Origin of the sequence: Proteus sp. FME41 (assembly GCF_014897315.1) — a bacterium.
GTDB lineage: Bacteria > Pseudomonadota > Gammaproteobacteria > Enterobacterales > Enterobacteriaceae > Proteus.
Window position 1 is genome coordinate 78967 of record NZ_JABUYL010000001.1, and the last position, 22913, is coordinate 101879.

Annotated in this window: 17 protein-coding genes; 16 read left to right on the plus strand and 1 reads right to left on the minus strand. The window is 38.5% G+C overall.

Annotated elements, in window-relative coordinates:
- The first annotated feature begins 86 nt into the window (after positions 1-86).
- The 12 genes from serC to INT04_RS00395 all read left to right on the plus strand — a co-directional run bounded on the left by serC (position 87) and on the right by INT04_RS00395 (position 14193).
- Positions 87-1175: a 3-phosphoserine/phosphohydroxythreonine transaminase gene (gene serC / locus INT04_RS00340; RefSeq protein WP_193014195.1), complete on the plus strand. Its 1089-nt coding sequence runs from the start codon at positions 87-89 to the stop codon at positions 1173-1175.
- Between the two features lie 189 nt (positions 1176-1364).
- On the plus strand, positions 1365-2651 hold the full coding sequence (aroA, locus tag INT04_RS00345; protein WP_193014196.1) for a 3-phosphoshikimate 1-carboxyvinyltransferase: 1287 nt from the start codon (positions 1365-1367) through the stop codon (positions 2649-2651).
- Positions 2652-2963: 312 nt separating this feature from the next.
- Positions 2964-3650, plus strand: a complete 687-nt coding sequence (gene cmk, locus INT04_RS00350) for a (d)CMP kinase (RefSeq protein WP_193014197.1) — start codon at positions 2964-2966, stop codon at positions 3648-3650.
- A gap of 173 nt (positions 3651-3823) precedes the next feature.
- On the plus strand, positions 3824-5497 hold the full coding sequence (rpsA, locus tag INT04_RS00355; protein WP_193014581.1) for a 30S ribosomal protein S1: 1674 nt from the start codon (positions 3824-3826) through the stop codon (positions 5495-5497).
- Between the two features lie 64 nt (positions 5498-5561).
- Positions 5562-5849 (plus strand): integration host factor subunit beta, encoded by a 288-nt coding sequence (gene ihfB, locus INT04_RS00360; protein ID WP_006537420.1) that lies wholly within the window; start codon positions 5562-5564, stop codon positions 5847-5849.
- A gap of 577 nt (positions 5850-6426) precedes the next feature.
- Entirely contained in the window at positions 6427-8637 is a 2211-nt protein-coding gene (locus tag INT04_RS00365; RefSeq protein WP_226893902.1) for a DNA internalization-related competence protein ComEC/Rec2, read from the plus strand.
- Positions 8638-8673: 36 nt separating this feature from the next.
- The gene (gene msbA, locus INT04_RS00370) at positions 8674-10419 is read left to right on the plus strand and encodes a lipid A ABC transporter ATP-binding protein/permease MsbA (protein ID WP_193014198.1); all 1746 of its coding nucleotides are present in this window, start codon (positions 8674-8676) and stop codon (positions 10417-10419) included.
- Positions 10416-11405, plus strand: coding sequence for a tetraacyldisaccharide 4'-kinase (gene lpxK / locus INT04_RS00375; protein ID WP_193014199.1), 990 nt, complete (start codon positions 10416-10418; stop codon positions 11403-11405). Before msbA ends, lpxK begins: the two co-directional genes overlap by 4 nt.
- Positions 11406-11925: 520 nt before the next feature.
- On the plus strand, positions 11926-12141 hold the full coding sequence (locus INT04_RS00380; RefSeq protein ID WP_193014200.1) for a cold-shock protein: 216 nt from the start codon (positions 11926-11928) through the stop codon (positions 12139-12141).
- A 412-nt stretch (positions 12142-12553) separates the two neighbouring features.
- Positions 12554-12733, plus strand: coding sequence for a Trm112 family protein (locus INT04_RS00385; protein ID WP_004244593.1), 180 nt, complete (start codon positions 12554-12556; stop codon positions 12731-12733).
- Between the two features lie 4 nt (positions 12734-12737).
- On the plus strand, positions 12738-13499 hold the full coding sequence (gene kdsB, locus INT04_RS00390; RefSeq protein WP_193014201.1) for a 3-deoxy-manno-octulosonate cytidylyltransferase: 762 nt from the start codon (positions 12738-12740) through the stop codon (positions 13497-13499).
- A gap of 205 nt (positions 13500-13704) precedes the next feature.
- Positions 13705-14193 carry a hypothetical protein gene (locus INT04_RS00395; protein ID WP_193014202.1) on the plus strand — a complete coding sequence of 163 codons (489 nt, stop codon included), beginning with the start codon at positions 13705-13707 and terminating at the stop codon, positions 14191-14193.
- Between the two features lie 177 nt (positions 14194-14370).
- Here the strand turns inward: INT04_RS00395 and elyC are convergent, their stop codons facing one another.
- The gene (gene elyC, locus INT04_RS00400) at positions 14371-15201 is read right to left on the minus strand and encodes an envelope biogenesis factor ElyC (protein WP_193014203.1); all 831 of its coding nucleotides are present in this window, start codon (positions 15199-15201) and stop codon (positions 14371-14373) included.
- Between the two features lie 377 nt (positions 15202-15578).
- On the opposite strand from elyC, the gene cmoM reads away from it, so the two are divergent.
- From cmoM to mukB, 4 genes are read left to right on the plus strand one after another with little or no spacing between them, the layout of a single operon-like run.
- Positions 15579-16352 carry a tRNA uridine 5-oxyacetic acid(34) methyltransferase CmoM gene (cmoM, locus tag INT04_RS00405; protein ID WP_193014204.1) on the plus strand — a complete coding sequence of 258 codons (774 nt, stop codon included), beginning with the start codon at positions 15579-15581 and terminating at the stop codon, positions 16350-16352.
- Between the two features lie 9 nt (positions 16353-16361).
- Positions 16362-17684 (plus strand): chromosome partition protein MukF, encoded by a 1323-nt coding sequence (gene mukF, locus INT04_RS00410; protein ID WP_193014205.1) that lies wholly within the window; start codon positions 16362-16364, stop codon positions 17682-17684.
- Positions 17665-18396: a chromosome partition protein MukE gene (gene mukE / locus INT04_RS00415; protein ID WP_193014206.1), complete on the plus strand. Its 732-nt coding sequence runs from the start codon at positions 17665-17667 to the stop codon at positions 18394-18396. Before mukF ends, mukE begins: the two co-directional genes overlap by 20 nt.
- Positions 18393-22853, plus strand: coding sequence for a chromosome partition protein MukB (gene mukB / locus INT04_RS00420; protein ID WP_193014207.1), 4461 nt, complete (start codon positions 18393-18395; stop codon positions 22851-22853). Before mukE ends, mukB begins: the two co-directional genes overlap by 4 nt.
- Positions 22854-22913 lie beyond the last annotated feature (60 nt).

Consider the following 22913-nt stretch of genomic DNA (forward strand, 5'->3'; position numbering starts at 1 on the left):
ACAATAATCATTGCGCCAATTTAACGGGAATGATACAACCGATAAAGGTCATTTTGTAAAAACATATTCAGATAGGGTGAATTTGAATGAGTCAGATATATAACTTTAGTGCAGGTCCGGCTATGTTACCGGTAGAAGTTCTCCGTCGTGCAGAATTAGAATTATGCAACTGGCATGAACTTGGGCGCTCGGTGATGGAAATTAGCCACCGCAGTAAAGAGTTTCTAGATGTTGCTCATCAGGCAGAGCAAGATCTTCGTGATCTACTCAATGTGCCAGAAAACTACAAAATTCTTTTTTGTCATGGTGGTGCTCGTGGTCATTTTGCTGCTTTGCCGCTTAATTTATTAGGTGAAAAAGCAACTGCAGACTACATTGATGGTGGTTATTGGGCACAGAGTGCTGCCGAAGAAGCTGCTAAATATTGCTCGCCAAATATCATTAAAATTAAAACAGAAATTGATGGCAAAATTGGTGTTAAGCCAATGAAAGAGTGGAAATTAAGTGATGATGCTGCTTATGTACATTATTGCCCAAATGAAACTATTGACGGAATTGCTATTCATGAAGAGCCCGATTTTGATGATAAAAAAATTGTGATTGCGGACTATTCATCTTCTATCTTATCGCAACCACTTGATGTTAGCCGTTTTGGTGTGATCTATGCGGGGGCACAAAAAAATATCGGCCCAGCGGGTTTAACCATTGTTATTATTCGTGAAGATTTATTGGGCAACGCGCACAAAGAAACACCGTCTGTGTTTGATTATACGGTGCTTGCTGAAAATGACTCTATGTTTAATACTCCACCAACCTTTGCTTGGTATTTATCCGGCATGGTCTTTAAATGGCTGAAAGAGCAAGGTGGGTTACAAGAAATGGCAAAACGTAACTATGAAAAAGCGACGCTTCTTTATAGTGCCATTGATAATAGCGATTTTTATATTAATCGCATTGCGACAGAAAACCGTTCACTAATGAACGTACCTTTCCAAATGTCGTCTCCTGAACTGGATTCTGTTTTCTTAAAAGAAGCTGAAGCACAAGGTCTGGTTGCTTTAAAAGGCCACCGCGTATCAGGGGGAATGCGTGCTTCAATTTATAACGCAATGCCATTAGAAGGTGTTCAAGCCTTAGTGGATTTTATGGCTGATTTTGAACGTCGCCACGCATAATTGGTTTATTCTAGGCTAAGAAAACCTGCCCATAATAGCAGGTTTTCTTATCATTAAAGATGTTAATAATTAAAATTGAGTTAGCTCAGTACGAAAATAATAAATAAAAATATAGAAACCGAATAATTTAATTATGAATTAAATAACGTCTAGTTTTATTTTACTTATCTATTGGAGTTCTACCTGTTTATGGAATCGTTGACGTTACAACCTATCGCGCATGTTGAAGGGACTATTAATTTACCCGGATCAAAAAGTGTTTCTAACCGCGCATTATTATTAGCCGCCTTAGCTAAAGGTAAAACACGTTTAACTAACTTATTAGATAGCGATGATATTCGTCATATGCTTAATGCTTTAAAAACATTGGGTATACAGTATCAGTTATCAAATAATAATACGGTATGTGATATTGAAGGTTTAGGTGGTGAATTTAAATCACACTCTCCACTAGAGCTCTTTTTAGGTAATGCTGGTACGGCAATGCGCCCATTAGCAGCGGCATTAAGCTTAGGTGAGCATGATATTATTTTAACGGGTGAACCGCGCATGAAAGAGCGTCCAATAGGACACTTAGTTGACGCTTTACGTCAAGGTGGTGCTAACATTGATTACCTTGAACAGACAGATTATCCACCTATTCGCCTACGAGGTGGTTTTAAGGGAGGGGATGTTGCCGTAGATGGTCGAGTTTCTAGTCAATTTCTTACTGCGTTATTAATGACCGCACCATTAGCTCAGCAAGACACCACTATCACTATTAAAGGTGAGCTAGTATCAAAACCTTATATCGATATTACCTTAGCATTAATTAACACTTTTGGTGGTAAGATTGAAAATCATGATTATCAACGTTTTGTGGTAAAAGGTGGGCAACAATATCAATCACCAGAAAAATACCTTGTAGAAGGCGATGCATCATCAGCATCTTATTTCTTAGCCGCAGCTGCCATTAAAGGTGGTACTGTTCGCGTGACAGGGATTGGCAGAAATAGCTTACAAGGCGATATTCATTTTGCTTCTGTTCTTGAAAAAATGGGTGCGAAAGTTCGTTGGGGTGATGATTATATCGAATGTGAACACGGCACATTAAAAGGTATTGATATGGATATGAATACGATACCTGACGCCGCAATGACCATTGCTACGACAGCACTATTTGCTGAAGGTGATACTGTTATTCGTAATATTTATAACTGGCGCGTAAAAGAAACCGATAGATTATCAGCAATGGCGGCAGAATTACGAAAAGTGGGGGCCATTGTTGAAGAAGGACATGATTACTTAAAGGTGACGCCTCCTAAGCAGTTAACCACCGCTGATATCAAAACTTATAATGATCATCGTATTGCAATGTGTTTTTCGCTGGTGGCACTTTCGGATACACCGATTACGATCCTAGATCCAGGTTGCACTGCAAAAACATTTCCTGATTATTTTGAAAAATTAGAAACACTTTCACAGCGTAATCATTAATATAAAATGAACTAAAAAAAACAGTCAAAATTAAATCAGTTAAATCGACACTATTGAACTTTATAAGGAATAATAGTGTCGATTTTTTCTTGTAATGAGTTATTTTTTTCTAAAAAATAATGGATCTTGAAAAAATAATATTGAATAAATCTCCCTTGTGTTTATCTGCTTGTTTCTTCCTATACATTGTATGCGTATAATGGCGCGCAATATATTCATACTGTTTTTCTTTGTTTGAGCAATATGCCTATTATATCAATGTAGTAAAGGTGGCAAACACAGAAACGCAGTGCCCATATAAAGGAGAAACTCATGGCGATTATCGTCCCTGTTATTACTGTTGATGGGCCTAGCGGAGCAGGTAAAGGAACATTATGTCAAGCATTAGCGAAAGCGTTTGGTTGGCACTTACTTGATTCGGGTGCTATTTATCGTGTGCTGGCATTAGCCGCTTTACACCACGATGTTGATATCACTTCTGAAGATGCATTAGTGCCATTAGCGGCTAATTTAGATGTACGCTTTATTCCTACTGAAAATGGTTTAAATGTTATCCTTGAAGGCGAAGATGTATCGAATGAAATTCGAACAGAAACAGTCGGAAATACAGCATCACAAACAGCGACTTTCCCTCGAGTAAGAGAAGCATTATTACGTCGCCAACGTGCGTTTCGTACTGCGCCAGGATTAATTGCAGATGGCCGAGACATGGGAACAATCGTTTTCCCAGATGCTCAAGTAAAAATTTTTCTTGAAGCTAGTGCAGAAGAACGAGCACGTCGTCGCACGTTACAGTTGCAGGAAAAAGGCTTTAATGTTAACTTTGAACGCCTTTTATCCGAGATAAAAGAACGCGATCACCGTGACCGGAATCGCGCTGTTGCGCCACTTATTGCGGCGAAAGATGCATTAATTCTCGATTCTACAAGTTTGTCTATCGACGAAGTCATTGAAAAATCGTTGACTTATGCTAAAAAAAATCTGCAATTATCAGCGTAATTAATTTTTATTTCGTTTATACTAGGTAATTATCAAAATCGGGTTGACGTGTTAATGAAAACACAATAATGCCCGATGACCTTGTCACAAAGGATGTAACGAGGTATGTGAAACAACCCCATTCGGCCGGATGCTAAATGGACGTTAATTAAATTTACTTGAAGATCATTAACATGACAGAATCTTTTGCTCAACTCTTTGAAGAATCCCTAAAAACAATCGAAACTCGTCCTGGCGCTATCGTTCGCGGCGTTGTAGTTGCTATCGATAAAGACGTTGTTCTGGTTGATGCAGGTCTGAAATCAGAATCTGCTATTCCTGTAGAACAATTCAAAAACGCTCAAGGCGAATTAGAAATCCAAGTGGGCGACGAAATTGATGTTGCTCTGGACGCGGTTGAAGATGGCTTCGGTGAAACCGTTCTGTCTCGTGAGAAAGCAAAACGTCACGAAGCGTGGCTGATGCTGGAAAAAGCTTACGAAGAAAACGAAACTGTTGTTGGTATCATCAACGGTAAAGTTAAAGGTGGTTTCACTGTTGAACTGAATGGCATTCGTGCGTTCTTACCAGGTTCACTGGTAGACGTTCGCCCAGTTCGCGATACAACTCATCTGGAAAACAAAGAGCTTGAGTTCAAAGTCATCAAATTAGACCAAAAACGTAATAACGTTGTTGTGTCTCGTCGTGCGGTTATCGAATCTGAAAACAGCGCAGAACGCGATCAGTTATTAGAAAATCTGCAAGAAGGCATGGAAGTTAAAGGTATCGTTAAGAACCTTACTGACTACGGTGCATTCGTTGATCTGGGCGGTGTTGACGGCTTACTGCACATCACTGACATGGCTTGGAAACGTGTTAAACACCCAAGCGAAATTGTCAATGTTGGCGACGAAATCACTGTTAAAGTCCTGAAATTCGACCGTGAACGTACTCGCGTATCATTAGGTCTGAAACAACTGGGCGAAGATCCATGGGTAGCTATCGCTAAACGTTATCCAGAAAGTACTAGACTGACTGGTCGTGTAACTAACCTGACTGATTACGGCTGCTTCGTAGAAATCGAAGAAGGCGTTGAAGGTCTGGTACACGTTTCTGAAATGGATTGGACTAACAAAAACATTCACCCATCTAAAGTTGTTAACGTTGGTGATGTTGTTGAAGTTATGGTTCTTGACATCGATGAAGAACGTCGCCGTATTTCACTGGGTCTGAAACAATGCAAATCTAACCCATGGCAGCAGTTTGCAGAAACTCACAACAAGAACGACCGTGTTGAAGGTAAAATCAAGTCTATCACTGACTTCGGTATCTTCATCGGTTTAGACGGCGGTATCGACGGTCTGGTTCATTTATCTGACATTTCTTGGAATGTTGCAGGTGAAGAAGCCGTTCGTGAATACAAAAAAGGCGACGAAATCGCTGCTGTAGTTCTGCAAGTTGATGCTGAACGTGAACGTATCTCACTGGGCGTTAAACAATTATCAGAAGATCCATTCAATAATTACCTGTCTGCTCACAAAAAAGGTGCTATTGTTTCTGGTAAAGTAACTGCTGTTGACGCTAAAGGCGCAACTGTAGAATTAGCTGACGGTGTTGAAGGTTACCTGCGTGCTTCAGAAGCTTCACGTGACCGTATTGAAGATGCAACTCTGGTTCTGAATGTTGGCGAAGCTGTAGAAGCTAAATATACTGGCGTTGACCGTAAAAACCGCGTTATCAACTTATCTGTTCGTGCTAAGGACGAAGCAGACGAGAAAGACGCTATCGCTTCTGTAAACAATAAAGAAGAAGTTGGTTTTTCAAACAACGCTATGGCTGAAGCTTTCAAAGCAGCTAAAGGCGAATAATTTAAGTTATTAACGGAAGGCAACGTTAAACGTTGCCTATTTATCGGTAGTTTAGGGAGGTAATATGACCAAGTCTGAGTTAATCGAGAGACTTGCAGGCCTACAATCTCATCTTTCGGCTAAGACGGTTGAAGAAGCTGTAAAAGAAATGCTTGATCATATGGCTGATACTTTAGCTGATGGTGAGCGTATCGAAGTCCGCGGATTCGGCAGTTTTTCTCTACACTACCGTGCGCCGCGTACGGGTCGTAACCCGAAGACTGGTGATAAAGTAGACCTGGAAGGTAAATACGTTCCACACTTTAAGCCAGGCAAAGAGTTGCGTGACCGCGTAAATATTTACACGGAATAATAACTCCTGTCGAAATGGCACGATGTTAGTTAACTTTCTCAAAAACGACACTTAGGTGTCGTTTTTTTATTCTTTTTTATTCATATTTATTATCTTTTATTAATTCTGTATTATTCCTTTCTGGTTCTCGCCTTTAATTCCTTCTTTCATTTTATGAAATCTCTGTTACTCAAGTTATCCTCTTTCTTACTTTTTCTTGTATTACTTTATTGTAGTTTAATTTTAATTTCTCGATTTAATCACCATTCTCACTAAATTGTTTTAGTTTTTTCGAGCACCTTCTCAAAAGATAGTGTATATGACAAAACGGCTTTTCTTTTTTATAAAGAGGCTCTAAAAAACAGCCTTAATAGCTATCTTTAGTTTTATTATAATCTCATGATATATAAAGAAATTATTTGAGGTGGAAATAGGAATGATGATTTTATTGGAGAAGATAATAAGTGCTTTTCAGCTGAGAATATTGCTAATAAAACAGCACTGCTTTCATTCAACATACTTTCAACGATTGTATTTTACGACGCTGACTTTAGATCATATTACTTTAGCTATAATATTAGGGTGTTTGCCTTTATTAATGCAACATACACTTTTTAGTCAAATTACTTATTATATTGTCATTACTATCGCAATAATTTTATTGCTAATACCTTTCTCTTTAATTCGTTTTTTAGCATTATTTTTATTTTTCTGGGTTTATTCAAATCTTGCTGCACAATCGTTAATGGCGAGAACAACACAGCTTGTTGATAATATTGCGACATTTGAAACTCCTATTATTGAATATCGTGAATTATCAGATGGTAGTCTGATTGTTAAAATTCCTATACCTAAAGAACATGTATTTTCTTCCACTATTTACGCTAGTGTATATTGGCGAAACCCGCCTAATAATGTCGCAATAGGACAATATTGGAAATTTAAAATTCAATTTAGAGCTGTTCACAGCTATTTAAATGAAGGTGGGTTTGATAGTCAAAAATATGCAGCTTCAATGAAAGAAACATTAGCAGGAAAAGTGATGCTAGCTACATTTGTTCATGCTGATATTCCGTTACGTACTCAGTTTATTCATACAGTTTCACCCTATTGGCAAACCGCTAAAAATAAAGGTGAAATTATTGCTTTAGTTTTAGGTGATAAACGACAAATAGATCCAGAAAGAAAAGAACTTTATATGAAAACAGGAGTTGCGCATCTTATTGTTATCTCCGGCTTACATATAGGTTTAGCTGCATTTGTAGGGTGGGTTATTGCAAGAGGAATTCAGTTTTTTTTCCCCTTAAAATGGATAAATACACAATTTCCACTGATTATTGCTTGGGGATGTGGTGTTTTTTATGCGGCATTATCGGGTTGGGGAATACCAGCAACAAGGGCCGTTATTGGGTTAAGTGTTTGGGTGATACTACATTGGGGGAGTCGATTATTCCTTCCTTGGCAGTGGGCACTTTGGAGTGCAGCCCTTATTCTTATTATTGAACCTCTTTCAATTCTTTCAGCCAGTTTTTGGCTTTCATTTTCAGCTGTATTTGCCATTATTTTTTGGTATTGGATGTGTCCATTAAAATCAAAATATAATTACCAAAAGCGTTGGTTTATTCTGAGGCTAATGCACTTACAATTTGGCTTATTAATTATTTTATTACCTTTTCAGTTTTATTTATTTGGTGGCGCTAATTTTTTTAGTTTAATCGTTAATTTATGGGCAGTTCCCATTATTTCCTTTATTACTGTTCCCTTGATAATGTTAGGATTATTGACATCATTCTTTTCATTTTCACAGCCATTGCTTTGGCACTGGGTTGATCTTTCTATCAATTTTGCTTTTTGGTGTGCTCCTGTATTTTTACCCTATTGGCAAAATAGTGGTAGGCTTTCCTTTTTAGTCGCGTTTTTGGGTATTGGAATAATTTTAGTGATACGAATGTCATGGTGGCGTCACCATTTTATTTTGCTAATCACTATTGTGACTATTTTTTATTGTGAATGTACTGCTTCCACACGTTATCAATGGCGTATATCAATGCTAGATGTAGGGCATGGTTTGGCTATTATTATTGAAAAAGAGGGGGAGGCTGTCATTTATGATACTGGGATCCGTTGGAAAAGCGGTGGTTCAATTGCGAAGAGTGTGATTATCCCTTATTTAAAGTATCATCGGCTTAATCCTGTGGCTTTGATCATTAGTCACGATCATCTTGATCATACCGGCGGAATGGATGATCTATTTATGACTTATCCTAATTTAACGTTGCGCAGTAGTTTTGATTCACCCACGCATTTACCGTGTGTACAAGGAGTATCATGGCAATGGAAAGGACTTAATTTCGATGCAATATGGCCACTGAATACCTCACGCTCTCCAAAAAACAATCAGTCTTGTGTTATTAATGTTAGTGATGGTAAACAGAATATTTTATTAACGGGCGACATAGAAAAAGAAGCCGAATCTCAATTAGTCAGGCTGGAAAAATCACAATTAAAAGCGGATATCTTGCAAGTTCCGCATCATGGTAGTCAAACATCGTCAACATTAGCGTTTATTCAAGCAGTATCACCAAAATTTGCTTTAGTTTCTGTGGCTCGTTATAGCCCTTGGCATTTACCTTCTGATAAAGTACATCACCGTTATAAAAAAGAAGCCATTAATTGGCTAACAACCCCTATTAGTGGGCAGATTTCTATCGAGTTTAATCACGATAATATTGATGTATTTACCTATAGACGAGATATTTTACCTCGTTGGTATCATCAGTGGTTTGGTGTTTTGACGTTTCCCGAGTAGAATGACCGGCTAATTATTAAAAGTTTGGTAATATATATGAATGATATAGACCTATCAACGTGGCAAACATTTCGACGCTTATGGCCGATGATTCGGATTTTCAAAGCAGGTTTGATCACAGCAGCAATTGCATTAATCATCAATGCGGGTGTAGATGCATTTATGATTTCTTTATTAAAGCCACTTCTCGATGAAGGTTTTGGTAAAGCAAGTAATGACGTATTAAAATGGATGCCTATTGCTGTTATTGGACTGATAGTTCTGCGCGGTATATCTAACTTTATTTCAAGTTACTGCCTTTCTTGGGTATCTGGAAAAGTTGTAATGAATATGCGTCGTCGGTTGTTTTCTCATATTATGGGAATGCCGGTGAGCTTTTTTGATCAGCAATCAACAGGAACTTTGCTTTCTCGTATCACTTATGATTCAGAGCAAGTTGCTTCATCTTCATCAGGTGCATTAATTACTGTTGTCCGTGAAGGTGCTTATATCATCGGGCTATTTGCATTGATGTTCTATTATAGTTGGCAATTGTCACTTATCTTGATTGTGATTGCACCTGTTGTTGCTATTGTCATCCGAGTGGTATCGACTCGTTTTAGAACGATCAGTAAACGTATTCAAAACAGCATGGGACAAGTCACAACGAGTGCTGAACAAATGCTGAAAGGGCATAAAGAAGTTTTAATTTTTAATGGTCAAGAAGTTGAAAATAAACGTTTTAATCATGTGAGTAACCATATTCGCCGCCAAGGTATGCGTATGGTTGTTGCATCATCAATTTCAGATCCTATTATTCAATTAATTGCTTCATTTGCATTAGCTTTTGTTCTTTATGCTGCAAGTTTTCCTGAAATTATGGAAACACTTACCGCAGGAACAATTACGGTCGTTTTCTCCTCAATGGTGGCATTAATGCGTCCATTGAAATCTCTGACAAATGTGAATGCTCAATTTCAACGAGGTATGGCTGCGTGTCAGACTTTATTTGCTATCCTCGATATGGAGCAAGAAAAAGACACTGGTAAGTTAGAGCTGAAAAAACCAACGGGTGATATTGAATTTCGTAATGTAACTTTCCAATATGTGACAAAAGATACACCTGCCTTGAAAAATATGTCATTTACTATTCCAGCAGGGAAAACAGTTGCTTTGGTTGGACGTTCAGGCTCAGGTAAATCGACTATTGCTAACTTAATTACCCGCTTCTATGATATCAATGAAGGGCAAATATTGATTAATGGTCATGATATTCGTGACTACACATTGAAATCTTTACGGAACCAAGTGGCGCTAGTTTCACAAAATGTTCATTTATTCAATGAAACAGTAGCAAACAATATTGTTTATGCCTGTGAAGACCAATATAGCCGTGAGGATATCGAGAAAGCAGCGAAAATGGCACATGCCATGGACTTTATCAATAAAATGGATAAAGGCCTAGATACCGAAATTGGCGAAAATGGTGTTTTGCTTTCGGGTGGACAACGTCAACGTATCGCGATAGCAAGGGCGTTACTACGTGATTCACCGATCCTTATCCTTGATGAAGCCACATCAGCACTGGATACAGAATCAGAGCGCGCGATCCAATCTGCACTGGATGAACTACAGAAAAATAGAACCTCTTTAGTGATAGCCCACCGCTTATCTACCATTGAAAAAGCGGATGAAATATTAGTTATTGAAGATGGTGAAATTGTTGAACGTGGCGCACACCTTGATTTGATTGAGCAACAAGGTGTTTATGCACAACTTCACAGGATGCAATTTGGTAAATGATTGAACGGATTTGGTCTGGTAAATCTTGGTTTTATCTTCTATTGCTGCCATTTTCATGGTTGTATGGCGCTATTACTGTATTTAGGCGCTTTGCTTATCAAAAAGGTGGATTGGCATCATGGAAAGCCCCTGTCCCCGTCGTTGTTGTGGGGAATTTAACAGCGGGTGGTAATGGTAAAACACCTGTTGTTATATGGCTTGTTGAGCAATTAATTCAGCAGGGGTTTAAACCTGGGGTTGTATCTCGCGGTTATGGTGGGAAATCAGACCATTATCCATTGCTCTTAACATCAGAAACAACACCCGCGATGGCGGGTGATGAACCTGTGTTAATTTATCATCGAACAGGTGCACCTGTTGCCGTTGCACCTAATCGACGAGAGGCAGTAAAAGCTTTATTAGCGCAGTATAATCTTGATGTGATCATCACGGATGATGGTTTACAGCACTATGCACTACAACGAGACTATGAAATAGTTGTTATCGACGGACAACGACGATTTGGCAATGGTTGGTGGTTGCCCGCTGGCCCTATGCGTGAACGAGCCGGGCGCTTACATTCTGTTGATGCAATTATTGTTAACGGTGGATTAAGCCAAGGCAATGAGATAGCGATGGTTTTAAAAGGGGATATCATTGTTAACCTTAAGACAGGTGAAAAGAAACCGGTTCAACAAATCGATAAAGCGGTTGCAATAGCTGGTATCGGACATCCTCCTCGTTTTTTTAATTCTTTGCAGGAAAAAGGCATTGAATTAATAGCCACCAAAGCATTTAGTGACCATAGCGATTATAGCGCACAAGAATTGCAAGATTTAACACCTCACCAAGAAGCGCTAATTATGACAGAAAAAGATGCTGTTAAATGTCGGCATTTTGCACAGGAAAACTGGTGGTATTTACCAGTAAGTGCAGAGTTAAATAACCAATCTGTGCTAAAACAAGTCAGTAATTTAATTTACGGCTCGAAAAAAACTTGTATCTGATCTGAAACAATGATATTTATAGTGGAAATCAGGATAGTGTTACATAAAAGATTACCTACCCACAGTCACATATCGCTTTTGTCGTAGTTCAATTTAACTCGCAAAATACCCTATCTACTCAAAAGCCTTGTGTAGAGATTTGTGGATCTTTGATGTAGGACGTAATATTTTTTTGCTGTGAATGTAATAGGTTTTGTGCACAATAGAAGGTAGAAACTATTTTAAATAGTGACTATTAATCGTTATATTCGGTTATCTAATTTATAGGTGCACAATAAGATGCTTTTCTCATGTCATCTTTTTGTCATGAACATGCTGTAAATATTTATTGAGCCTATAGATATTCATTAAGCTTAGCTATCACGGTTTTGAACATTTATATTGAATAATAAAATGCACTACTTAAATTAATGTGTTCAGAATTTAATTGGGATTTTATATAAGAAGACTTAATAAAAAGTAGGATGCATTTGTATAGAAAAATAAAAACTATACAAAGAACAAAAGGAGTTTATCTATCATGACATTACAATTAAGAATGGGTCGCGTAAAATGGTTCGACAATAACAAAGGTTATGGTCTTATTGTTGCAAGAGATATTGAACAAGAAGTTTATGTCAATAAAAAAGCGATTGCCAATACAAAAAATAAAGCATTAACAGAAGGTCAACACGTTGAATTTTCTGTTATCAGAACAGCAGCAGGTCTAGAAGCTGCTGATGTTATAGGGTTTTAAATAAAATTTAGCCTTGTTAGTACAGATAAAACGATAATTTAACCTTGAGCTTAAATTATCGTTTATGCTTATTTAGGGTGGGATAAAGATAAAATGTTTATCATCACGCTCAGTAAGTAATATAAAAGGGTCGCTACGTTAATTAGAATGCAATAAAGATAATAAAAAGGTTAAATTATTATCAATAAAAGCGGAATGTAATTCTTTATTAATAATGTTGCAGACTCAACGATAAAAAGCCACATTAATGTGGCTTTTTTGTTGCTTATAGTAAAAGAGAAAATAATAAATTTATTAATTGCTAAAATAATTTCTGAATTATGACTAAACGAGCGGCTTTGAGTATTAACGCTGATCCTTCCTTATGATATCCTTTTGCCATATAAAATGATTAACCCTTGAGAGGGACAAAATGGATCACCGCTTACTTGAAATTATTGCTTGTCCAGTCTGCCACGGCAAACTTATCTTTGATAAAGAAAACTCAGAGCTTATCTGCAAAATTGATCATTTAGCTTATCCTGTTCGTGACAATATCCCCGTTCTTCTGGAGAATGAAGCAAGAGAATTGTCATTAGAAGAGGAAAAGTAACTTCATGTTCACGGTCATTATCCCTGGTCGATATGCATCGACTCGTTTACCGGGTAAACCCCTCGCGGATATTCATGGTAAACCTATGATTGTTCGTGTGATGGAACAGGCTATGCGCTCTGGTGCAAATCGTGTCATTGTTGCAACAGATAACTTAGATGTTGTTGCTGCAGTTGAAAAGGCGGGTGGAGAAGCGTGTATGACTCGCGAAGACCACCATTCAGGCACAGAACGTTTAGCTGAGGTCATTGAAAAATATCAATTTGCAGATGATGAGATAATTGTTAACGTACAAGGCGATGAACCTCTTATTCCACCTGTGATTATTACTCAAGTTGCTGAAAATTTAGCAAACTGTGGTGCGGGAATGGCAACATTGGCAGTGCCAATTGTTGATTCAAAAGAAGCTTTTAATCCTAATGCTGTGAAAGTGGTGATGGATGCAAAAGGTTTTGCACTGTATTTTTCTCGTGCAACCATTCCTTGGGAAAGAGACCGTTTTAATTTATCACATGATGAAATTGGTGAGCATTATCTCCGTCATATTGGCATTTATGCTTATCGTGCAGGCTTTATACGTCGATATATTACTTGGGAACCAAGCCCATTAGAATCTATTGAAATGTTAGAGCAGCTACGAGTGCTGTGGTATGGCGAAAAAATCCATGTTGCAAAAGCATTAGAAGTTCCTGGTGTGGGGGTAGATACTCAAGATGATCTTGTCGCAGCAAGAACGGCATATCGCGCACTTAACCAAGAATTCTAATTCTTAATGGTTACAAATAAATTTCAACGGCACTTAAATTAAGTGCCGTTTTTGTATTTATACAGTCTACATTTTACAGCAATTCTTACCTATTAAGTTAATTAAGCCTATGATAAATAAAGTTTGTCTGAAAAGTGAGATTCACTATCTGCGGTAAGAATTATTTATGTTAGTGTGTCGTTAGGTTTATTAACTTAGTTTTTATATGATGATACGATATTCAGGTAGGTTTCAAGAATTCCCCAACAATAATTTTATTGCGCATACATATGATTTCTTTATTGATGAATTTAATTTTATTTTGTTTTTTACTCAAATTAACATTATGGATAAAGCATATCTTTGTTATCGAAGTGAAGAAGCTGGATTTGAAATTATAGATAACTGTTATGATTTAAAATTTGATAGAAAAGAAAATTTTCTTAATGAAACGTATTATAAGCCGCCAGAAAAAGGGAAGTGTTCACGAAAATTTCATTTTCAAAAAGAATTAACTGAAGCGTTAGAAATGATAATTACTCTTCATTGTAAGATATATGGCTCTAAAGCATATTTGTTTATTGCAGAAAACCATAAATTAAAGCGCTATTATGATAGAGTTTTACAGGCTTTGTCGGTTGAAGTAGTATCAATTATTACCCATGATATTGGAGAAACGGGGAGAGGATATGCTATCAAAACACGATATTTCTAAATTGAAAAAAATGAGTGTAATGGAACGTAAAATAGAAGCAATGCGCCAGCTTAAATCTTCCTATGATCAGGCAAACAAAAGCAATTTGATCTCTTCTCGTACAGTAAAAAACAAATAAATTTCAACGGCACTTAAATTAAGTGCCGTTTTGGTATCATTCTGCGGAGAAATTTTTGATTATTGGCTTTCGTCCTTATCAGATTGATGATTTTCATTTTCAGGAATAGTCGCTGGTTGCCCAGCAGGTTTTACTGATTGCCACATTGATCCTAAAAACTCATACCATGCACGTTCACTGTGTTGAAAATAAGTGGCGGAAGGAAAATATTTCTCCCAAGGATGCAATGGAGAACTGATTGCTAATTGGTTAGCAGGTGCAACGATAGGTTTCATACCGCGAGCTAAAAAGAAACGTTCAGCACGGGCTAAATGGTTGGCAGAAGTCACAAGTAAAAATGGTTTCTTACCAATTAATTTATCAACTTCATAGGCTTCTTCTTCGGTATCTTTCGGTGTTGATAATGCGATAGTTCTCTCAGCAGGAACACCTAAAGATTGTGCCACTTGAGCTGCCACCTCTGCACTACTTATCTGATTAACACCTGCCCCACCTGTGAAAATGAGTATCGCATTAGGATTACGATAATAAAGCCTTACACCTTCAGCAACACGAAATAAGCTATTGTTAAGAAGATTAGAACTGGGTGCCCAATCAGGGTTATAAGTAAATCCACCACCTAAAACAACAATGTAGTTCACATCTTGCTGCGAATTTTCTCGTAATTCATAACGAGCTTGATACTCTTTTTCACTTGGCATTAATAGTGTATCGGCAACAGGCTGTATGCCTAAAATAGTTAACAGAACAAGCACAACAGTGAGTAGACTTTTTCCGGTTTTTTGCCAACGAGTAAACCAAAGTAGTGCTAATGCAAAAAAGGCGATTAATAAGAGTAAAGGCAAGGGCATCAGAAAGCCTGCAACATATTTTTTGAGCAAAAACAGCATAAATCATCCTAGATTGAGTGAAATACATGCAATTGATAGCGAAAGCTTAGTGAAAACTAGGGGAATTCCAAGTCATTGTGTCAAAATAGCGAGCACAACAATGTTTCACTCAGTTTTTATCAATAGAAATAAAGAACCATTTAATTATTTATAAAACGAAAAACGTTTGAGCGTTAATTTTTTCATTAATAAGCGTTATATTTATACTGCGCTTTGCGAATAGTCTGATTCATGGCTTATTTCTTTACAGAAAACAGTCAGTATCATAGAACACTGGTAAAATTGCTGTCTTTATTTTATGTACAGTGTCTCATATTTTTTGAATTTATCAGAATGCAAAGAGCGCAAGTAGCAAGTTGTTATCATGAGGCGTTTTAATGTCAGATCGTAATTTTGACGATATTGCAGATAAATTCTCCCGCAATATCTATGGCACAACAAAAGGCAAAATTCGCCAAGCTGTGATTTGGGAAGATCTACAACAATTATTGACTCTCTTACCTCATCGGCGTTTGCGGATTTTAGATGCAGGAGGAGGCGAAGGTTATTTTTCTCGCCAGCTTGCTCAATTAGGACACCAAATCATTTTATGTGACTTATCACAAGAGATGCTTAATCGCGCCAAAGAAGCGGCGATTGAAGAAGGTGTTGTCGAGAACATGACGTTTATTTGTTGTGCAGCTCAAGAGATTAAAGAGCATATTAATGAAAAGGTTGACTTAATTCTGTTTCATGCCGTATTGGAGTGGATCACGGATCAGAAAGACGCCGTAAATGTTCTTACCGATATATTGCAACCTAATGGTATCTTATCGCTAATGTTTTACAATGCGAATGGCATTGTGATGAGAAACGCAATTTTAGGTAATTTTCATTTGGCAAACCCCGAAATTCCGCGTAGAAGAAAAAAATCGTTATCACCACAAAACCCATTACAACCTGAAGATGTTTATCAATGGCTGGCTGAGTTTTCAATGACGATTTTAGGAAAAACGGGGGTGCGTGTTTTTCATGATTATTTGCAAAGTCGCCAACTACAAAATAAAGATTTTCCATCATTGCTTGCACTAGAGCAACGATATTGTCGGCAAGAGCCCTACATCAGTCTGGGGCGTTACATTCATGTCATGGCACAAAAGCGTGTAAATTAAGGATGTACTATGAGTGATTTTACCCAGACCGTTCCAGAGTTAGTGTCTTGGGCGAGAAAAAATGATTTCTCTATCTCACTGCCACCTGAAAGATTAGCTTTTTTGATGGCTGTTGCTGTATTAAATGGCGAGCGCCTTGATGGCGAAATCAGTGAAGGTGAGTTAATTGATGCCTTTAGAGAAGTATGCAAAGGCTTTGAGCAACCCATAGAATCAATACAAGTTCGTGCTAATAATGCCATTAATGACATGGTAAAGCAGCGGCTTTTTAACCGTTTTACCAGTGAACTGGTAGAGGGTAATGCAATATATCGTTTAACCCCGTTAGGCATTGGAATTAGTGATTACTATATCCGCCAGCGTGAGTTTTCATCGTTACGTTTGTCTATGCAGTTATCTATTGTTGCCGGTGAACTTGATTCCGCAGCCAGCTCTGCGGAAGATGGTGGAGATGAATATCATTGGCATCGTAATGTTTTTGCCCCCCTAAAATATTCTGTTGCAGAAATTTTCGATAGCATCGATTTATCTCAGCGAATAATGGATGAGCAGCAAAATACAGTAAAAGAAGATATTGCTGAATTATTAAATCAAGATTGGCAAGCGGCAATTTCAAGCTGTGAGCAATTGTTATCTGAAACATCAGGCACATTAAGAGAGTTGCAAGATACACTTGAAGCGGCGGGAGATAAGCTTCAAGCCAATCTATTACGTATTCAAGAAGCAAATATGAATACGGGCCATGTTGAGCAAATTGATACACTAGTCTTTGAGCTTCAAAGCAAATTAGACCGCATTATTAGTTGGGGTCAACAATCTATTGATTTATGGATTGGCTATGACCGACATGTTCATAAATTTATTCGTACGGCGATTGATATGGATAAAAACCGTATTTTCTCTCGTCGGTTACGTCAATCGGTACAAAATTATTTTGAAAGCCCTTGGGCATTAACTTATGCCAATGCGGATAGGTTGTTTGATATGCGTGATGAAGAGCTGACTTTACGTGATGAAGAAGTTACGGGTGAGCTGCCAGAAGAACTCGAATATCAAATGTTCAGTGAAGTGAACGAACAAATAGCACAATGGGTAGAGCAAGAGCTGGCTTCTTACAAATTAGAACAACGAGCGTTAGATCTCAGTTCAGTGTTAGTTGAATACCTCAATCATTATCCACAACCAAAACATTTTGATGTGGCACGTATTGTTATTGATCAAGCAGTACGATTAGGGGTTGCACGCGCTGAACTTGCGGGATTACCTGCAAAATGGTCAGAAATTAACGAATATGGAGCTAAGGTACAGGCGCATGTCATCGATACATACTGAACAATTTATGCCAGCAAAACTGGCTCAGGCATTAGCGAACTCACTTTTTCCTGAACTGGATAGTCAGTTACGTGCTGGCCGACACATCGGTATAGATTCTCTGGATAATCATGCTTTCTTGATGGACTTCCAAGATGAGTTATCCGATTTTTATGCGCGTTATAACGTCGAGTTAATTCGAGCACCAGAAGGCTTTTTCTATTTACGTCCTCGCTCGACCACACTTATCCCTCGCTCTGTTCTTTCTGAAATGGATATGCTGGTAGGTAAAATTCTTTGTTATCTCTACCTAAGCCCAGAACGGTTAGCAAATCAGGGTATATTCACTGTTCAAGAATTGTTTGATGAATTGAGAACGTTAGCGGATGAAACCAAACTGCTTCGTTTAGTCAATCAGCGCTCAACAGGCTCTGATCTTGATTTACAAAAATTACAAGAAAAAATGAGAACATCTCTTAATCGCTTACGTCGCTTAGGAATGATCTCGTTTTTATTAAATGACTTACAGCGTTTTTCAATCACTGAATCAGTGTTCCGTTTCGGTGCTGATGTGCGTAGTGGTGATTCACCCATTGAAGCACAAATGCGCATGATCCGTGATGGTGAAGCAATGGCACTTGATACGGGATCAGACACACCAAACGATGAAGAAGAAAATGACGATGAGCATTTACAGTCGAGTGAAGATGATGCGGAGGAAGAAAATAAATGATTGAACGGGGAAAATTTCGCTCATTAACATTGATCAACTGGAATGGCTTTTTTGCTCGTACTTTTGATTTAGATGAGTTGGTGACTACGTTATCAGGCGGAAATGGTGCAGGTAAATCAACCACCATGGCTGCATTTATCACAGCTATGATCCCTGATCTCACTTTACTTCACTTTCGTAATACCACAGAAGCAGGATCGACAAGCGGATCACGTGATAAAGGGTTATACGGGAAACTGCGTCCTGGTGTGTGTTATGCCGTATTGGATGTGATTAACTCACGACATTTACGTGCAGTGGTTGGTGTGCGTTTACAACAGATTGCAGGACGTGATAAAAAAGTCGATATCAAACCCTTTATGATCCAAGGGTTGCCTATGGCAGAGAATCCAACAGAAATCTTAACGCAAGCTGTTGCCGATCGCCAAGCACGTGTGTTACCGCTAAATGAATTAAAAGAAAAAGTCGAAGCGATTGATGGTGTTGTTTTTAGACAATTTAATTCAATCACTGATTTCCATTCTGTTATGTTTGATTTAGGGGTTATTCCTAAACGTTTACGTTCAGCAAGCGATCGCGCGAAATTCTATCGTTTAATTGAAGCATCGTTGTATGGGGGGATTTCGAGTGCAATTACCCGTTCTTTACGTGACTACTTATTACCTGAAAATAGCGGTGTAAGAAAAGCATTTCAAGATATGGAAGGGGCATTGCGGGAAAACCGTATGACACTTGAAGCGATTCGTGTCACTCAATCTGATCGTGATTTATTTAAACACCTGATTACAGAAGCAACCTCTTATGTTGCGGCTGACTATATGCGCCATGCCAATGAAAGGCGTGTTCATCTTGATGAAGCTTTAAATGTACGTCGAGAATTATGGAGTCAGCGAAAATCTATTAATAATGAAGCCTACCGTTTTGTTGAAATGGGCAAAGAGTTAGAAGAACAACAAGCGCTTTCTTCTGATCTTGAAGCGGATTATCAAGCGGCAAGTGACCGATTAAACTTGGTACAAAATGCGGTTCGTCAGCAAGAAAAAATTGATCGTTATGTTGCTGATGTGGAAGAGATAACTTTCCGCTTAGAAGAACAAAGCGAAGTTGTTGAAGAAGCTGCGTCTAAGAAAGAAGAGCTTGAAGCGCGGGTTGAGTCCGCGGAAGAAGAAGTGGATGAACTAAAAAATCAGTTGGCAGATTATCAACAAGCATTAGACGTGCAACAAACACGTGCTATTCAATATCGCCAAGCTGTGCAAGCCTTAGAGCGTGCTAAAGCACAATGTGATATTGCTGATTTAGATGAAAGTAATGCTGATCAGTGGGCTGAACGTATTCAAGCAAAAATTCAAACCATTACTCACACCTTGCTTTCTATGGAACAGAAACTCAATGTTTCTGATGCCGCGAAAACACAATTTGATCAAGCCTATAAACTGGTTAGCACCATTGTAGGTGAGGTTGATCGTAAAGATGCATGGAGTGCAGCTAAAACGGCGTTACGTGAATGGTCTTCGCATCGACATCAAGCTGACAGGGTTCATCCTATCAGAATGCAGTTAGCAGAGTTAGAGCAACGTTTACATCAACGAAATAATGCTCAGCACCAGCTTGAAGAATTTAATAAACACCATGGTAAATCCATGGAGCCTGACGATCTCTTAATTCTACAAGATGAGCTAGAAGCTAAAATTGAAGAACTTAGCGATTATGTCAATGAGTCTGGTGAACATCGCATGCAAATGCGTCAAGAGCTCGATCAACTCAAACAACAAATTGAAAAATTAAAGAAACAAGCCCCCGCATGGCTTGCGGCACAAGATGCATTAACGCAATTATGTGAGCAGACTCGTCAATCTTTTGAAACGGGCCATCAAGTAACAGAATATATGCAGCAGTTACTTGAAAAAGAGCGTGAAGCCACCGTATTACGTGATGAAACTGCAACGCGTAAACAGCAAATCGAAGCACAAATTGAACGTTTAAGTCAGCCAAGTGGTGCTGAAGATGGGCGGTTAATTACGTTAGCAGAGCGCTTTAATGGGGTCCTATTATCAGAGATTTATGATGATATTACGTTAGATGATGCACCTTATTTCTCTGCATTATATGGTCCTGCACGCCATGCTATTGTGGTACAAGATCTCGCTCCAATTCAGGAACAATTAGAAACATTAGAAGATTGTCCTGAAGATCTCTATTTTATTGAAGGTGATCCACAATCTTTCGATGACAGTGTATTTAATGCACAAGAGATGAATAAAGCGGTTCTGATTAAAAGCTCAGATAGACAATGGCGTTATTCTCGTTACCCAGAAATTCCACTTTTTGGTCGTGCAGCGCGTGAAAACCAATTAGAGATTTTATCTCGTCAACGAGATGAGCTTTCTGAGCTTTATGCAACACAAGCTTTTGACGTGCAGAAAATTCAACGTGCTCACCATGCTTTTAGTCAATTTGTCGGACAACATATTTCAGTGGCCTTTGAAGCCGATCCTGAAGAAGATATCCGCCAACTTAATCAAAGACGTAATGAGCTAGAAAGAGCACTCGCACAGTATGAAGAAAGTACTCAGCAGCAACGTCAACATTATGCCCGTGCTAAAGAGTCACTGAATTTACTTAATAAACTGATCCCTCAAGTGAATATCTTGATGGATGAAACGCTGATTGATCGCGTTGAAGAGCTCCGTGAGGAGCTGTATACCGCTGAAGAATCTATGCGTCACTTACAACGTCATGAAAAAGCGTTAGCAACCCTAGAGCCTATTGCGTCAATTTTACAAAGTGATCCTCAAGAGCATGAACAATTAGCACAAGATTACGAACAAGCTAAAGTAGAGCAACAGCGTTATCAACAACAAGCTTTCTTGCTGGTGGAAGTGGCACAACGTCGCGCGCACTTTAGCTATAGTGATGCCGTTGAAATTGTCAGTGAAAACAGCGATCTTAACGAAAAGTTACGTCACCGTTTAGAAATGGCTGAGACAGAACGTACGACAGCAAGAGAGCTTTATCGTCAACAACAAGCCCAATGTGCTCAATTTAATCAAGTGTTGGCCTCATTAAAGAGCTCTTTTGATACTAAATCTGAATTGCTTAGAGAGCTTGAGCAAGAGATGCGTGACACGGGGATCCAAATTGATGTTGGTGCTGAAACCAGAGCAAAAGAGCTACGTGATCAACGTTATTCGGCAGTCAGTGCTAACCGTACTCGTATTAGTCAACTTGAGCGTGATATCGCATTGAGTGAAGCGGAACGCGATAATCTGACTAAAAAAATTCGTAAACTTGAGCGTGATTATATTCAAATCCGTGAACATGTTGTGAGTGCAAAAGCGGGTTGGTGTGCAGTAATGCGATTGGTCAAAGAAAATGGTATGGAACGTCGTTTACATCGTCGAGACTTTGCTTATCTTTCTGCGGATGAATTACGTTCAATGTCGGATAAAGCGTTAGGAGCATTGCGTCAAGCAGTTGCTGATAATGAATATTTACGCGATGCATTACGTCGTTCTGAGGATGCTAAATATCCTGATCGTAAAGTTCAGTTCTTTATTGCGGTATACCAGCATTTAAGAGAGCGTATTCGCCAAGATATTATTAAAACAGACGATCCGGTTGATGCAATTGAACAGATGGAAATTGAGCTAGCTCGCTTAACGGAAGAATTGACCAACCGTGAGCAGAAATTAGCGATCAGTTCACGCAGTGTGGCAAATATTATCCGTAAAACTATTCAGCGCGAACAAAACCGTATTCGGATGCTAAACCAAGGTTTGCAAGCGGTTTCATTTGGTCAAGTGCGTGGTGTGCGACTTAACGTCAATATTCGTGAAAGTCATCAAGTACTTCTTGATGTGTTATCTGAAGAAGACAATCAATACCAAGACTTATTTAAAAACCAAAACCTCACGTTCTCTGAAGCAATGGCGAAACTTTATCAACGTCTCAACCCACAAGTGGATATTGGACAACGGATGCCTCAAACTGTGGGTGAAGAACTGCTAGATTACCGTAATTATCTTGAAATGGATGTTGAAGTTAATCGTGGACCAGAAGGGTGGTTAAAAGCCGAAAGTGGTGCTTTATCTACTGGTGAAGCGATTGGTACGGGGATGTCAATTTTAGTGATGGTTGTACAAAGCTGGGAAGAAGAATCACGACGTTTAAGAGGAAAAGATATTTCACCTTGTCGTTTACTTTTCCTTGATGAAGCCGCGCGTTTAGATGCGAAATCTATCGCAACGTTATTTGAACTGTGTGACCGTTTAGATATGCAGCTCATTATTGCAGCACCTGAAAATATTAGCCCAGAAAAAGGCACAACCTATAAACTAGTCCGTAAAGTGTTCAATGGAACAGAACATGTTCATGTTGTTGGATTAAAAGGGTTTGGTCAACAGGCTGAAAAAGATAAAATTGCATCATCAAATGTTGCTGAAATAACAGAATAGTTTTATTTCGTGACTTGCTTTAAATTGGCAAATAGAAAGGCGCTATGGGCATATGCTTAT